1 protein-coding gene is annotated in these 1,188 nt (G+C 54.7%); it reads right to left on the minus strand.

Annotated features, from left to right (window positions below):
- Positions 1–31 precede the first annotated feature (31 nt).
- Positions 32–973 (minus strand): IS110 family transposase, encoded by a 942-nt coding sequence (locus tag PMI26_RS21835; RefSeq protein WP_007972280.1) that lies wholly within the window; start codon positions 971–973, stop codon positions 32–34.
- Positions 974–1,188: the final 215 nt, after the last annotated feature.

The raw sequence follows: 1,188 nt of genomic DNA on the forward strand, positions 1-1,188 counted from the left end.
TGTGGGAGATTCTATGGTTGAGGGAAAGCCCTCAACTGGCTTTTGGCTGATATTCGCTTTGCCCTTTCAGCAAGGCGAATACCACCCGAGCAAGCTTGCGAGCCAACATCACCAACGCCTGAGTGGTGCTGAACCCCCGAGTTCTTTGTTCTTCGTAATACCCTTTCCAGGCTTTCGTACGGCTAGCCGACATCGCTGCATTGTGCAGAAGTCGGCGGGCCTCGGGGTCACCGCGCTTGGTCAAACAGCGGCGAGCGTCTTTCTGTCCTGATTTCGCCACCCGTAAATCCATGCCCAGGAAGGCGATAAATGCATCCGCGTTTCTAAAATCCCCTCGCTGAAATGCGGTTATCAAGCGGGCCCCAGTCAAAAAACCAATACCCTCAACTTTCAGGCAGCGCTTCAATTGACCGAGCAAACCGGCTTCTTTGAGCTGATCGTTGATCGTCTTTTCGATCAGCGTCTCAAGCTGCTGCATGGACTTCACTTGCTCGGCAAAAGCCGCCTTGAGCAGCGGCTCATTCGACCAGCTCTGCACCAGGCCGACCCTAGCCTGGACCAAGGCTGCGCGACGGCGGAAAAGGCTCAGGAGCTGGCGGTACAGCGGTGAGGGCGGGGTCCAAGGACGCAACTCCTCAGCTTCGTTCTTCAGGTAACGAGCCAGTAGCTTGGCATCCAGCGCGTCGGTTTTGGCGCGGATTTTCACGCCTTCGCGATAATGTTTGAGTTCATAGCCTCCCACCATGTAAATCGTGCAACCGGCCTCATAGGCCAGATCAGCGAAGTCCAGGTGGTAGATGTTGGTCGCCTCAATGGCAATAGCCACCGTCCCTGACAACGCCTTCAGCCACTGCTTGATGGATGTTTTGGTGTTGGCAATCTCTTCAAGCAAATCACCATCAGACTGATAAATCACCAGTTCATTCTTGGCGACATCCACACCCACGATCGGTTTTGATAGAGAGACCGGCATTGCCACAGGATTTCCTCCGGGATAAGGTTTGAGCACTTGAAGGGCTCACCCAGAGGCGCAGGCTTGTTCCTATCGTCGGTCTAGCCAGATGCATTCTTTATCGGCGCTTGGGTGAAAGGAGGAGGGGCGATATCTCCCACGGTCTGTACTGCGTCAACAGTCAGAATCGAGCCTTGTCCCTCCTCCTCCCTTCAAGTCCTACCATACAAGCGAGC

Source organism: Pseudomonas sp. GM33, assembly GCF_000282295.1.
Classification (GTDB): Bacteria; Pseudomonadota; Gammaproteobacteria; order Pseudomonadales; family Pseudomonadaceae; genus Aquipseudomonas; species Aquipseudomonas laurylsulfatiphila.

Excerpts from the sequence above, each read along its gene's own strand:
- PMI26_RS21835 (WP_007972280.1), bottom strand. The coding sequence starts at position 973 with ATGCCGGTCTCTCTATCAAAACCGATCGTGGGTGTGGATGTCGCCAAG.